Origin of the sequence: Krasilnikovia sp. M28-CT-15, assembly GCF_047159595.1 — a bacterium.
Taxonomy (GTDB): domain Bacteria; phylum Actinomycetota; class Actinomycetes; order Mycobacteriales; family Micromonosporaceae; genus Actinoplanes.
In genome coordinates this window covers 7,439,669-7,454,197 of the sequence record NZ_BAAGAK010000001.1, presented here as the reverse complement: position 1 = coordinate 7,454,197, position 14,529 = coordinate 7,439,669, and the positions used below count along the sequence as shown (strand labels likewise).

The following is a 14,529-nucleotide window of genomic DNA, read 5'->3' as shown; positions in this document are numbered from 1 at the left end:
CTCCTATCGCGGGTGGTTCTGACAGGCGTCGAGTCTGGTGCCCCGCTGTATTAGTTAGGTTTGTATGCACCTTAAATCTGCCTGAAGGCCCCGCAGCGTGACGGCGGGTGCGCGTTCGATCACGAGAACCTCCCACGGGGTTTCGTGGCGGTGGGAAGGTCTGCACACGCCGTTCGCACATCTTGGGCGGCATGTCCGCGGTGTCGGGTGTACGTTTCGCCGTGATCAGACGAATTGCCTGGCAGGAGGCGCCCGCAATGCACAAGATCATGGTGGACATCCCCACCGAGGACGGCGTCGCCGACGCGTACCTCGTGCGCCCCGAAGGGGCCGGGCCGTGGCCGGGGGTGCTCGTCTACCAGGATGCGTTCGGGTTGCGGCCCCGGCTGTTCGAGATGGCCGACCGGATCGCCGGGCACGGGTACGCGGTCCTCGCCCCCAACCTGCTGTACCGGGCCGGGCGTGCGCCGCTGTTCGACCTGTCGGGACTGTCCGATCCGGAGCAGCGCGGACGGATCATCGAGCAGATCATGCCCCTGATCATGCGGCTGGACAACGAGACCGTGACCCACGACAGCCGCGCGTATCTCGACTTCTTCACCGCGCAGAGCGGTGTCGCCGCAGGCCCGGTGGCGATCGTCGGATACTGCATGGGCGGCACCAACGCGGTACGCGCGGCAGCCGCGTTCCCCGACCGGATCTCGGCGGTGGCCGCCTTCCACGCCGGCCGGCTCGTCAGCGACACCCCGGACAGCCCGCACCGGCTGGCCCGGCGGATCACGGGTGAGGCGTACTTCGCGCACGCCGATCAGGACCCGTCGATGACCGCCGAGCAGATCGAGACCCTGGAGCGGGCGCTCGACGCCGCCGGGGTGCGCTACCGCTCCGAGGTCTACCCCGGGGCACAGCACGGGTTCACCATGGCCGACACGGCCGCCTATCAGGCGGCGGGCGAGCAGCGGCATTGGGAGAACCTGCTGGCGCTGCTCGAACGGATCCGCCGCCGCCCGCCGAGGTGACGCTGTCGCCCGGTCAGGACAGGCAGAACTCGTTGCCCTCCGGGTCCGCCATGGTGATCCAGGAAAGCGGGCCCTGCCGCCCCCGGTGCAGGAACGTCGCGCCCCGGGCCAGCAGGCGCTCGTGCTCCTGCTCGACCCGCTCCGGTCCCACCCACACGTCGAGGTGGATGCGGGTCTTCACCGTCTTGGGCTCGGGCACCACCTGGAACAGCACCCGCCGGGGCCGGCCGCTCGGCAGCGCCTCGGGATGCCGGATCGCCGCGCCGATGCGCCACACCAGCACCCCGCGGTGGGTGGTGGTGTCCGCCTCGGTGGCCATCCCCTTGGCGATCATGTCCTTGATGAACGCCTCGTCGGAGGGCTCCACCTGCCAGCCGAGCGTCTCGGCCCACCAGTCGGCCAGCCGGTGCGGCTCGGCGCAGTCGACCGTCACTTGAAAGTCGTATGCCATGCCCGCACGCTAACCGGGACCACCGACAACCGGAGCAGCATTCGATCTCGCAGCTCAGGCGCTTGCGGCCAGCGCCGCTTCAGGCGTCACCCTCGTCGTCGTCGAGCAGGGTGGGCAGGTACCGGTTCAGCCCCACGGCGTCGTAGACGTGCCGCACCTCGGTGATGTGGCCGTCGGCCACGGTCAGGAACTCGGCGAAACGCACCGTGCCGAACATGGTCGGGCAGTCGTAGACGTGCGTGGCCGCCGTGCCGGTGCACACCCGGGAGACGACCGAGATCTCCGTGGCGAACACCGCGATCCGGTGCAGCGTCTGCACCAGTTCCTCGTCGTCGACCGGCAGGTCGAGGTTCCACTCGACCTCCACATCCGGCGCCAGCAGGCGACGCATCGCGTGCCGGTCGCCGTCGATCCACGACTGCGCGTAACACGAGACGACATCCTCGGTGCCGGACCGGCTGGGCGCGGCCGCGACCTGAGGGGTGCGGGCGGCCGGGTGCTCGACGACCACCCGGCGCGCGTCGGGCCGCGGCCGGGGCGGGCGCGCCCCGGGGCGCGCGGAGACCTCCGGAGACTTCGCGCTCGGCATCGGCATCGGCTCCGGATCCACGGCCAGGCCGAGCAGGGCGGCGGTGGCCTGGGCGGCGCGGTTGGCGGCCTGCCCGTCACCGTACGGAATGCCGCCCACGGTCATCGCGTCGCGGCGTACCCGGCTGTCCAGCAGGCGGGCCGCCGCACCGACGATCAGGTCGGTGTCGCGCACCACCAGCGCGGGGACGCCGAACGACAACGCCTCCTCCTGAATGCCGTCGGAGTCGGTCAGCACCAGGTACGCCTCGGACAGCAGGCACGACAGGTCCGCGTGCACGAGGGGGCCGGTGACGGTCAGCCGGTCCACGCCGCGCAGTGCGGCGTCGACGAGGGTGCGATCCGCCGGGCCGGGCATGATCACGTGAATGTCGGGATACCGGGCGACCAGGGTGTGCACCGCGGGGACGAGCCGGTTCAGGGCGCCGGACGATTCGCCGACGGTCACGACGACCAGCCGGTGGTCCCCGGCCGCGGCCCGGGCCGCAGCCAGCCCGGGGTCGCGGTACCGCAGCGTGCGTCCGGCGACCGCCGCCGCGGCGTCCGTCACGGTCGTGCCGCTGATCAACACGTCACCGGTGGCGATGTTCTCGTCCAGCAGGTTCATGGCGGCCAGCGGCGTCGAGGTCAGGTGCAGCGCCGCGAGCTGCGCGACCAGGCGGCGGTCGGCCTCCTCGGGGAACGGCGCGTCGAGGCTCGTCGAGCGCAGCCCCGCCTCCAGGTGCACGACCGGGATTCGGCGCGAGAAGCCGGCCAGCGCCGCGGCCAGGCTGGTGGCGGTGTCGCCCTGCACGATCACGGCGGCCGGTGGACGCCGTCCCCACAGCAGGTCGAGCTGCCGGATGAGGTCGGTGAACGGCGCCGCCTCAGTCCCGGTGCGGGCGCCGACGGGCAGGATCACGTCGGTGTCGAGGCCGAACGCGGCGAGCGCCGGTACGACCATCGCGGGGTGCGGGCCACCGGCGATCAGGACCGGTGCCAGCAGGCCCGCCTCTCGCATGGCGGTCGCCACCGGGGCGAGCCGGACTGCCTCGGGGCGGGTGCCGCCGACGAGGTGCACCTCGGGCAGCGACATGGTGCCTCTTTCCGCGGGTAGGGGGCGGGCGGTCCTCCGGCTACGGACCCGGCGCGCCCGACCATCACTGTTCGTGGTTTCACCATGCCGTGGTGCCGTTTACCGGAGTGCCTTGGACGCTAGACGGCTACTTACTGTCACTCAAGTGCAGTGACCGGTCCGTGGCGCCAAACCCACCGTTCGGCCAGGCCGACGTGCCGACCCGTGCATGACTCGGGCCGATTCAGGCCCTATCGCCGACTCAGCAGCAGACGCGGCAATGACAAAGAGTGATGGCGCCGCTATCGCGGGTTGGAATGGTGATCTGACTACGATGTGTGACTTCGGTGTGGGCTAGACAGGGTGAGTACGCTCTGCGCCGTGCTAGGCGGACGAATGGACAAGCGACTGCGCGGCTCGGCGGGCAGGACGGGGCGCGATGGCTTCCGGCTACCGGGCGGACGGCGGCGCTGGCTGATCGGCGGCGGCGCCGCGCTGGTGCTGCTGGCCGGCGCGCTGACCTGGGCCCTGTGGCCCGACGGGCGACCTGACCCCCGCGCCCGGGTCTACACCGAGGCCACCGCGTGTCTGCTGACGCCCGCGGGCGGAACGGCCGACAAGCAGGCTGCCCCGGTGTGGGCGGGTATGCGGCAGGCCTCGCTCGAGACCCGCGGCAAGGTGCAGTTCCTCGAGGTCGACGGGCCGCAGACCGGTGCCAACGCCGCGACCTTCCTGGCGACCCTGGTCGGCGGCAAGTGTGACGTAATCCTCACCGTCGGCCAGGCGCCCAACGCGGCGTTGGACGCCGCGGCACCCTCGCAGCCCAACGTCCATTTTGTGTTGGTGGGATCGGGCAAATCGCAGGCCAACGTGTCCGTCATCAACGACTCGGATCCCGCTCGGGTGACCGAGCGCGTGCGCTCCGCAGTCGTCGATGTGCTGTCCATCACCAAGGACTGATGAACCGTTACCTGTCCGCGGCTCGTACTGACTTGATTCCTGTCGCATCAGTACCGCAAACTCCCTCGCGTTTCACGCCATCACGGGGGAGGAGCCGGCATGCGCCGTGCCGCTGGGAAGATCGCAGTCGTCACCGCGGTCGTTTTCGGACTGACGGTCGCCGCCCCGGTGGATGCCGTACGCGACCCCGAGCTCCCGGTCTCCTGGCTGTGGTCGTGGGTGTCGCAGCGGCCGGCGTGGGCGAAGCCCGATCCGGCGGTGCCGCAGCAGAAGCGCGGTCCGGGCGGCAGCCGCCGGCCCGCTAGTACGGCGGACACCACGGCCCAGGGTGGTGCGGGCCGGGCGCCGAAGCAGGTTGCGGGGACGCTGGACTCGTACCAGCCGTACGACCCGAACCGGGACCGGAAGGTCACCCCCGACGCGGAACTCGGCTTCGACGCGGCGACCAGTGAGCGTGACGAGGACCGCTCGACGGCCCGCTCGGACGTGTTCGACAACGCCGACGGTTCGGTGACGACCCGGACGTACAGCGGAGCGGCGAACTACCGGGGCAAGGACGGCAAGTTCCAGCCGATCGACCCGGACCTGAAGAAGCGCTCCGACGGACGCCTGCACATGGCCGCGAACAGCCTGGACGCGTCGCTGGCCACGAAGGCACCGGCCACGACCGAGGCCCCGGCGCAGGCGGCCCCGGGCACGCCGGCCGATGCTCCGGCCAAGGCGCCCGAGGCGGCTGCGCAGCTGGCCGCGTTGAAGCTGCCCACGGGTGAGAGCGTCGGCTACACCCTCGACGGGGCGGCCCCGGTCACTCCGACCATCGACGGCAACACCGCCACGTACCCGGGCATCCTCCCGCAGACCGACCTGGAGATGCAGACGTTCGACGCGGGCTTCAAGGAGACCTTCGTCCTGCGCTCGAAGGACGCGCCGTCGTCGTGGACGTTCCCGTTGGCGCTGAAGGGATTGACGCCGCGGGTCGCCGAGGACGGCAGCATCGAGCTGCGCAACACCGACGGCAAGGCGGTGGCGTGGTTCCCGAAGGGTTCGATGCAGGATTCGAAGGTCGACCCGCACTCGGGTGCGCCCGCGGAGTCCGGTGGCGTCACCTACCAGCTGACCGAGCGCGACGGTGTGACGGTCCTGCGGGTGGAGGCCGACCGCAACTGGCTGAACGACCCCGCTCGCGTCTACCCGGTCCGGGTGGACCCGACCGCGACCACCGGCACCACGGGTGACGTGTTCGTCGACAACGACAACAGCACGACGAACCAGAACGGCGACAACCTCCCGATCGGCACGTACAACGGTGGCACGGTCAAGGCGCGCTCGTTCATTCACTTCGATGAGTTCGACGACAACGGCTTCAAGGGCAAGCGGATCACCAAGGCCGTCCTGAAGCTGTTCCTGACCTGGACGTACTCCTGCACGGTGGACCGGGCGTTCGACGTGCGGGCGTCGACGGAGAAGTGGGCCGTCGCGGATCTGACCAATGGTGGCTGGGACGGCCCGTCGTACTCCGGTTCGATCGGGTCGCTGACCGTCACCGACCCCGGCTCGGCGTGTACGAACACGGGCGGGAACCGGTCGCAGGGCAAGTGGGTGTCGGTGACCCTGAACCCGGCCACGATCGACGGTTGGTCGAAGGGCAACCCGAACTACGGCCTGGCGCTGACCGCGTCGGAGACCGACTCGAACGCCTGGAAGCGGTTCACGTCGGCGAACTACGACAGCGGTTCGCACAAGCCGGTGCTCGAGCTGACGTACGCGAACAACGTCGCCCCGCAGGTCGACGTCCGCTACCCGGCGAACAACTCCGTCGTCAACAGCCTGACCCCGGAACTGCTGGTCAAGGGCCACGACTCGGACAACTGGCCGAACCAGGGCCTGACGTACGTGTACACGGTGCTGAGCGCGGACGGGAAGACCACGATCGCCACCTCTCCGGCGGTGGCGGGGACGTGGACGGTGCCGGCCGGCAAGCTGGCCTGGAACACGACGTACCTGTACACGGTCAAGGCGTACGACAAGGTGACCTACAGCGCGGCCACCCCGGCGTACGCGTTCACCACCGCGGTGCCGCAGCCCACCCTGACCAGCGACCTGGCCCAGAACGGCGGCAAGGGTTTCGACTCGAGCACGGGTAACTACACCACCTCCGCGACGGACGCGAACGTGGCCACGGTCGGCCCGTCGCTGTCGATCACCCGCAGCTACAACAGCCTGGACCCGCGGCGCGACTCGGCGTTCGGTACCGGCTGGTCGAGCATCCTGGACACCCGTGCCACCCGGGTCGCGGACACCGCGAACACGGTGCAGTCCGTGCGGATCACCTACCCGACCGGCGAAGAGGTCGCGTTCGGGCGCAACTCGAACGGGACGTTCACCCCGCCCTCGGGTCGGTTCTCGACGCTGGTGGAGCAGTCCAGCGCGGGCACGGTCACCGGGTACACGCTGACCGACAAGGACGCGACGGTCTACACGTTCGGCCGGGCGCTGACGGGCGGCAAGGTGTTCCGCCTGACCTCGATCAAGGACGCGAACAACCGCGCCCTGACGGTCGGCTACGACGCCAACGGCAACGCCACCACCCTGACCAGCGCCTCCGGCCGCAAGCTGGGCATCACGTGGCAGACCCCGACCGGCGGTACCGCGGCACACGTCGCGACGGTGTTCACCGACCCGACCACGCCGGGCGACGGGAACACGTCGAACACCTGGCAGTACACGTACACCGAGGACAAGCTGACCAAGGTCTGCCAGCCGGACGACTGGGAGCACTGCTGGGTGTACGACTACGACACCACGTCGCAGTACACCAACGCCGTGCTGAACGTGGGCCCGGAGTCGTACTGGCCGCTCGGTGACGCGGCCGGCTCGGTCGCGGCCAAGAGCGTGGTGCTCGCGAACGCGGGCATGGACAACGCCCGGTACAACGGCACGACCCCGGGGCAGCCGGGCGGGCTGGCCGGCGGCACCGCGACGGCGACCGGGTTCAACGGGACCAGCTCGTTCGTGCAACTGCCCAGCGGTCTGGTCGCGGACGGCCAGTACCAGTCGGTGAGCATGTGGTTCAACACCGTCACCGCCGGCGGTGTGCTGTTCAGTTACAACGGCGACTCGCTGACCAAGGGCACTTCCAGCAGCAACTTCACCCCCGCGTTGTACATCGACAAGTTCGGCAAGCTGCGCGGTGAGTTCTGGAACGGCGGCGCGAACCCGATCCAGTCGAACACGGTGGTCACCGACGGCAAGTGGCACCACGTGGTGCTGGCCGGTGAGGGTGACTCGCAGACCCTGTACCTGGACGGTGTCGCGAAGGGCACCCTGGCGGGCACGATCAGCCGGTACAACACCAACGTCGCCGAGATCATCAACATCGGTGGCGGCTACGTCGGCAGCGGCTGGCCCGACCACGCCAACACCGGCGTGAGCCCGGCGAAGGCGACGTACTTCAAGGGCTCGATCTCCGACGTCGCGTTCTTCAGCTCACCCCTGGACGCTGCCACGGTCGCCACCCTGAACACGTCGGGCCGCACCGCGCAGCCGGTGCTGTCGAAGGTGACCCGCCCGAGCGGCGGGGTGACCTCAACCGTCAGCTACGACAAGGTGACCGGCAAGGTCTCCACGGTCGTCGACGAGAACGGCGGCACGTGGAAGCTCGCCAACCCGACCGTGGCGGGCAGCAGCCTGGTGTACGCCGCCGCGGTGCTGGGCGCGAAGCCGAAGGACTACTGGCGCCTCGGCGACACCGACGTCTCCGACGCGGTCAACGAGGTCGCCGGTGGGCAGGCCACCTACAACGCGGTGACCCTGAACACGGCCGGCAAGTTCGGCGACACCCCCTCGGCCGGCTTCAACGGCACCTCGTCGTACCTCGAACTTCCGGTCGAGGACGTGCCGCAGGTCGGGCCGAACACGATCGAGATGTGGTTCAAGCTGCCCTCCGGCAACACCAAGGGCGGTGTGCTGTTCGGCTACCAGACCGACGCGATCGATGAGACGGCCGTCGGCGGCTGGACCCCGGCGCTGTATGTGGGCACGGACGGCAAGCTCCGGGGCGGGTTGTGGACCGGCTCGGTGTCGCCGATGACGGCGCCGACCGCGGTCAACGACGGCAAGTGGCACCACGTGGCGCTGACCGCCACGACCAACGCGCAGGCGATCTACCTCGACGGCGCGGTCGCCGCGGTCAAGTCGGGCGCGGTGTCGGCCACCGCCTCGCAGCACGTGTACGTCGGCTCCGGCCGGTGGGCGGGTGCGTGGCCGGGACGTACCACGGACATCGGCTGGTGGCCGGGCCAGATCTCGGACGTCGCGTTCTATGACAGCGCGCTCAACGGCGACCAGGTCAAGAACCACGTGGACACGGTCAAGCAGACCGCGCCGGTGGCCATGACGATGATCTCCGGTGTCGCGACCGCGATCCCGATGCCGGTCTCCCAGGTCGCCGTGACCACGCCGTCCGGCGCGCAGCAGGTCTCCAGCTTCGACCTCGTCAACGGCAACCGGATCGTGGCGCAGGCCGACGAGCTGGGCAACACCACGATGTACGGCTACGACGTCGGCGGCTTCGCCAGCATGGTGTACGACCCGAACGGCGCGTTGACCCAGACGCTGCAGGACGCGCGGGGCAACACCAAGCAGTCGATCACCTGCCAGGACCAGAGCGCGAACAAGTGCTCCTCGGTGTACTTCACGTACTTCCCGGACGCGACGTCGACGAACCTGACGCCGAACCCGAAGAACGACGTGCTGCTGACCACGCGGGACGGGCGATCCGCGTCGGCGAGCGACGACACGTACCTGACCAGCAACAGCTACGACGACCAGGGCAACCTGCTGACCGTCACCGACCCGCTGAAGCGGGTGACCCGCACCGTCTACACCGATGCGGGCAGCGTCGCCGCCGACGGGGGAACGCCCCCGGCGGGTCTGCCCACGAAGGTGATCACGCCGGGTGGCGCGACCCAGACCGTGACGTACTTCAAGTCCGGTGACGTGGCGCAGGTGACCGAGCCCAACGGCAAGATCACCAAGTTCACGTACGACGGCCTGGGCCAGGTCCTCACCGAGACGGAGATCTCGGACGCCTACCCGCAGGGTCTGGTCAGCACGACCACCTACGACCGGATGGGTCGCAAGGTCACCGAGACCGACCCCGCGGTCACCAACCGGGTGACCGGTGCGGTGCACACCCGGGTGTCCACGACGGTGTACGACGTGGACGGCAACCCGACCGAGGAGCGCACCCAGGACTCCACCGGCGGGGACGCGGCGCGGGTCGAGACGCACGGCTACAACGCCTACGGCCAGGAGGTCTCGTCGACCACGCCGGGCGGGGCGACCACCACGTTCACCTACGACACCTCAGGGCGCCTGGTCGACCAGACCAGCCCGGACGGGGTCGTCACGCACAGCGAGTACGACGCCGAGGGAAACCTGCTGTCGACGACGCTGCGCGGCTTCACCGGTGACCCGAACAACCCGAGCGACGCCCGTGACCTGGTGCTGGCGAGCAACACGTACGACCCGGCGGGCCGGTTGGCGACCGAGACCGACGCGATGGGTTGGACGACCAGGCACCAGTACACGGACAACGGTCTGGAGGCGAAGGTCTTCCGCACCGATGGCACGCAGACGCACGTCATCGAGGAGAACACGTACGACGCGGCGGGGAACCTGACCAAGGAGGTCACCAACAACGGGGCCACCACGGTCGAGCACACGTTCGACGCGGTGAACCGGGAGACCGCCACGACCGCCGACCCGGCCGGGTTGAAGCGGACCACATCGGTCAGCTTCGACGACGACGACCGGGCGGTGGCCACGACGCAGAAGGACGCGTCGGGCACGGTGATGGCCAAGATGGAGGCGTTGTACGACGTCGCCGGCCGGATGCTGGCCCAGACCACGTACCTGAACAACAACTCCGGCGCGGCCCCGGTGGGCCGGTGGAAGCTGGCCGACGGTACCGGGCTGAAGGCGGCCGACAGCGCGGGCAACAGCCCGGCGTCCGCTCCGGCCGGGGTGTCGTGGAGCGACGAGCGCGGCGGTTCCGCCGTGTTCGCGGGCACCGACGCGATGACCACGACCGGGCCGGTCGTGGACACCCGCCGCGACTTCACGGTCTCGGCGTGGGTGAAGATCGCCGACACGGCGAAGATGTACCGGGTCGTCGGCGGTGGTGGCGACCAGCAGTCGCCGTTCGACCTGTCGTTCGACAAGGACTCGGGCCGCTGGCGGTTCCTGGTCGTCGGCTCCGACGTGGCCGACGCGAACGGCACCGAGGCGCTGTCCACCACGGTCCCGGCCGTGGGCCGCTGGACGCACCTGACCGGCACCTACGACGCGACCGCGGGCACCGCGAAGCTGTACGTCGACGGCAAGCTCGAATCCACCGTCGGCGGCAAGGCGTTCGGCACCGCCTCCTCGATGATCATCGGGGCGGGTCTGTGGAACGGCGAGCTGGTCGGCAAGGTCAACGGCTCGATCAACGACGTGCAGGTCTACCAGCAGGCGCTGAGCGCGACCGAGGTCGCGGACGTGACCAGCGGCGCCGCTCCCGCGACGGAGCGGAAGGTCAGCCGGACGTCGTACGCGTACGACGCGGACGACAACGTGATCTCGGCGACCGACCCGAACGGCAACACCAGCTACTCGTCGTACGACGAGGACGGCAACGTCGTCAAGACGACCGCGCCGGCGGCGCTGACCGAGAACGGCACCTCCGGTGCCGTGCAGGCGAACGCGGTGGCCTGGACCGGTTACAACACCTTCGGTGAGGTCACCGACAACAAGGACGCCAACGGCAACTGGTCGGCGACCTTCTACGACGCCGACGGCCGTCCGACGCTGCAGCGCATGCCGAGCTACACGCCGCCGGGCTCGTCGGCACCGGTGACCCCGGAGACGATCACCACGTACAACTCGGCCGGGCAGCTGGAGACGGTCACCGACCCCAACGGCGGGATCACCCGCTTCGCGTACGACCAGCTCGACCGCATGTCGAAGAAGACCGCGGTCAACGGCGGGGTCACCACCTACGCGTACGACCTGGCCGGGGACCTGCTGTCCTCGACCGATGCGACCGGTGCGGTCACCACCGCCACGTATGACTACCTGGGCCGGGTGCTGACCTCGACGGACCTGGTCCGGCAGGACAACACCGCCGACACCACCAGCTACAAGTACGGCTACGGCGGCTGGCTGTCCGAGACCACGTCTCCGTCCGGGGTGAAGCAGTCCACCACCTACAACGCGCTGGGTGAGACGCTGACCATCAAGGACGGCGCGAACAACGTCACCACGATGGCCTACGACGGTGCGGGCCGGCCGACGAGGACCACGCTGGCGGACAGCACCTACACGACCACGTCCTACGACCTGGCCGGACAGCCCCTGAAGTCGGCCTCGTACAACGCGGCCGGGACGCTGCTGCAGGACTCGTCCACCGAGTACGACGCGGCGGGCAACGTGGTCGCGACCATCGACGGGCGCAAGACCCGGACCACGTTCGACTACGACGCGACCGGGATGCTGGTCCGCGAGCGGCAGCCGATCAGCGGCTCGGACGCCATCGAGACGACGTTCGGCTACGACCTGGAAGGCAACCGGACCCGGTTCACCGACGGGCGCGGTAACGCGTTCGTCACCACGTTCAACGCGTGGGGTCTGCCCGAGTCTCAGATCGAACCGGCCACCCCGGCTCACCAGAACCCGGCCGACCGGACCTTCACCGTCGTCTACGACAACGTCGGCCGGCCGACCAAGCAGCTGCTGCCCGGCGGCGTGTCCCTCACGAACACGTACGACGCGATGGGTCAGCTCACCAAGCAGGCCGGCGCGGGCGCCGAGGCCGAGACCGTGGACCGGACCTTCGACTACGACAAGTCCGGCCGCATGACGAAGTTCTCCGGCGACCAGGGCACCAACACCATCGCCTACGACGACCGGGACCTCCCGACCTCCATCACCGGACCGTCCGGGAACTCGTCGTTCACCTACAACCCCGACGGCGCGATGGCCAGCCGCACCGACGCGGCCGGCACCACCAGCTACCGGTACGACACCGCCGGTCGTCTCGACAAGCTGACCAACACCGGCAAGGGCGTCGACCAGACCTACGCCTACAACCAGCTGAGCGCGATCACCAAGGTCACGTACGGTGGCGGCAACAGCCGGAACTTCGCCTACGACGACCTGCACCGGATGACCGGCGACGAACTCAAGTCGGCCACCGGCACGTCACTGGCGAAGATCGAGTACGGGTGGAACGCGAACGGTGACCTGACCTCGAAGAAGACCACCAACTTCGGCGGGGCCACCACCACCAACACCTACGACTACGACCTGGCCGACCGGCTCACCTCGTGGAACAACGGCACCACGACCACGGTGTACGGCTACGACAAGTCCGGTAACCGGATCCAGAACGGCGGCAAGCAGTTCACGTACGACGCGCGGAACCGGCTGCTGACCGGCGACAACGCCAACTACAGCTACACCCCGCGGGGCACGCTGCGCGCGGTCAACGGGGTCGAGACCAAGTCCGACGCGTTCGGGCAGGTCATCACCCAGGGCATCGCCGGTGGCGGCGCCCAGACCTACCGCTACGACGCCCTCGGCCGGGCCATCCGGGATGGCTTCTCCTACACCGGCGGGGGTAACGACCTGGCCGGCGACGGCGAGGCCACCTACATCCGTGGCACGGCCAACGAGGTCATCGCCGAAACGGCCGGCACGAACACCCGCTACACGTGGACCGACATCCACGACGACATCGTCGGCCAGTTCACCGCCACCGGCACCGCCCTCGACGCGTCCACGGTCTACGACCCGCTGGGCAAGGTCATCGGCTCGACCGGCGGCATGATCGGCAACCTGGGCTACCAGTCCGAGTGGACCGACAAGTCCACCAACCGCGTCAACATGGCCGCGCGCTGGTACAACACCGACACCGGGCAGTTCGACACTCGCGACACCGCGAACAACAACCCGGCGCCGGACTCGGTCAACGCCAACCGCTACCAGTACGGCGACGCGAACCCGCTGACGGTCACCGACCCGACGGGCCACTGGGGTCTGCCGAACTGGATGAAGAGCGCCGCGCGTTCGGTCACGTCCACGGTGTCGTCGGTGGCGTCCTCGGCGTACAGCTACGCGTCAAGCGCGTACAGCTACACCTCGTCCTACGTGTCGAGGGCCTACAACTACGGCGTCTCGAAGGCCAAGAGCGTCTACAGGGCCGGCGTCAACAAGATCAAGAAGGTCTACCACAAGGCCAAGCGCATCTATAACAAGGTCAAGAAGGCGGTCAAGAAGCACGTCCGCCAGTGGGCCTCGAAGGCGAAGCGCTTCTACAAGAAGGTCGTGCGGGCGGTCAAGAAACACACCCCGAAGTGGGTGAAGAACGCCTACCACAAGGCCAAGAACTTCGTGAAGAAGGCCGCCAAGGTCGTCAAGCAGGCGGCCAAGGCCACGCTGTCCGCAGCCAAGCGGGTGGTCAAGAAGACCGTCAGCGCGGTCAAGGACGCCGCGAAGGCAACGAAGAAGTGGGTCGTCGACCACAAGGACGCCCTGATCGAGGTTGCCGCGATCGGTGGCGCCATCCTCGCCGGCATGGCCTGCACCGCGGTCACCGCGGGCGCCGGTGCGATCGCCTGCATGGTCGGCGCGGGCGCACTGATCAACCTGGCCAAGGACTCAGCCCAGGGCAACATCCACGGCCTGGGTGACGCGCTCGGCTCGATGGGCACCGGTGCGCTGTCGGGTCTCGTCGGCGGTGTCGGTGGGGCTGTCGCCGCCAAGGTCGGGACGCTGGTGGCCAGCAAGGTCGGCACCGGCCTGGCCGGGCGGCTGGCGACCGAGGTCGCCGAGAACGGCGTCGACGGCCTCATCAACCAGGTCGGGACGACGGGCCGGATCAACCCGAGGGAAATGCTGGAGGGGATGATCCCGGGCGTCAGTGCCCTCAAGCGCAAGGGCGGAGGCGCACGGCCCTCGGCATCGAGCCGACCTTCAATGGACTATATGGATGGTCCGCATAACCTCACGGCGGCGGGTCATCCGGTCACATATTCACGTACCGCTACGGCAGTCGGCAGCGACCCCAGGACGATGAGGAACTTCCAGAACGTCCGAAACACCGGGATGCACGACGTTGTGGCGCACGGAACTTCCGATGGATATGTTGATCTAAATGGAGAGATCACTAATGGTGGCCAGCTCGTCGATGCGATCAGGGCAAATCCGCATTACCGAGAAGGGCAGGCCTGTCGATTGATGGTGTGTCACTCGGGTGTTTCCGGAGTTGGCCAGCAGGTCGCCGACGAGTTGAATGTTCCCGTGTTGGCGCCGACGGATCGAGTCGGTACCAATCCGCTCCTGGGTCGTGGGCAGGACCCGGTCGTGGATAATGGCGGCGACTGGGTAACGCTCCATCCGCGTCGGAGGTGACG

5 protein-coding genes are annotated in these 14,529 nt (G+C 69.0%); 3 read left to right on the top strand and 2 right to left on the bottom strand.

The window, feature by feature from the left end; genetic code table 11:
- Positions 1–257 precede the first annotated feature (257 nt).
- Positions 258–1,019, top strand: a complete 762-nt coding sequence (locus ACMCNO_RS34115; RefSeq protein WP_412753511.1) for a dienelactone hydrolase family protein — start codon at positions 258–260, stop codon at positions 1,017–1,019.
- A 13-nt stretch (positions 1,020–1,032) separates the two neighbouring features.
- On the opposite strand, the gene ACMCNO_RS34110 is transcribed toward ACMCNO_RS34115, so the two are convergent.
- Both ACMCNO_RS34110 and wecB read right to left on the bottom strand, forming a co-directional pair.
- A complete protein-coding gene (locus tag ACMCNO_RS34110) occupies positions 1,033–1,470 on the bottom strand; it encodes a VOC family protein (protein WP_412753510.1) in 438 nt (145 codons plus the stop codon).
- Positions 1,471–1,549: 79 nt separating this feature from the next.
- Entirely contained in the window at positions 1,550–3,133 is a 1,584-nt protein-coding gene (gene wecB, locus ACMCNO_RS34105) for a non-hydrolyzing UDP-N-acetylglucosamine 2-epimerase (RefSeq protein ID WP_412753509.1), read from the bottom strand.
- Positions 3,134–3,508: 375 nt separating this feature from the next.
- Between wecB and ACMCNO_RS34100 the strand changes: the two genes are divergently transcribed.
- Together ACMCNO_RS34100 and ACMCNO_RS34095 are read left to right on the top strand one after the other, a co-directional pair.
- A complete protein-coding gene (locus ACMCNO_RS34100) occupies positions 3,509–4,072 on the top strand; it encodes a hypothetical protein (RefSeq protein WP_412753508.1) in 564 nt (187 codons plus the stop codon).
- Between the two features lie 99 nt (positions 4,073–4,171).
- Entirely contained in the window at positions 4,172–14,527 is a 10,356-nt protein-coding gene (locus ACMCNO_RS34095) for a LamG-like jellyroll fold domain-containing protein (protein ID WP_412753507.1), read from the top strand.
- The last annotated feature ends 2 nt before the right edge of the window (positions 14,528–14,529 follow it).